Genomic DNA, 530 nt, shown 5'->3' with positions numbered 1-530 from the left:
GTTCAAGAAATTTCGTTGCGCCCGCATTCTCCTGGGTGGCATCGAAATCATGCACATGATCGTCAAGGGGCAATTGAACGACGGCGGCGTTGGGCAAACTCCCGCGCAGCAATTCTATTCACTGGCTGGATAAGGAGTCCATACCATGTCGGACTTGGCCGACCTCTCGCTCTTACTGCGACAGAACCCGCGAAGACACTGTGGATTGGCATGCAACGCGTCATGGATGCGGCAATCACCATTCAGATCCTGCGCGAAGGCTATGACACTTCTGTATAACGAGATGACTTTAACCCCGTCGCGCGAAAGGGCGGCGGTGGGAGGCCCGCTAGATGATTTTCAAGTTCCGGCGCCTGCTGCTGCGCCTTGAGCGACTCAGCCACCTGCACTACGCTTTGAAAACCCTCGCCTACACGATGATCAATCTTCGGCACTACTGCCGAAGCTGATCACTCGCTTCGAAACCTTTGTTTCATCGCTGGCCATCACGCCGTGGTCACGCTCGCCCGCGTTATGCCGAACTATTCGCA

General features: G+C 55.7%; 1 pseudogene. It reads left to right on the top strand.

The features are described from left to right. Positions 1–133, top strand: a pseudogene (locus tag AB4Y34_RS41950) (IS6 family transposase); the annotation flags it as partial. Between the last annotated feature and the right edge of the window lie 397 nt (positions 134–530).

The sequence above is a fragment of the Paraburkholderia sp. BR10954 genome, assembly GCF_040965775.1.
In the GTDB taxonomy this organism is placed as follows: Bacteria; Pseudomonadota; Gammaproteobacteria; order Burkholderiales; family Burkholderiaceae; genus Paraburkholderia; species Paraburkholderia youngii.
Note: the sequence above shows the minus strand (reverse complement) of the source record. Positions and strands in the feature narration are given on the sequence as shown.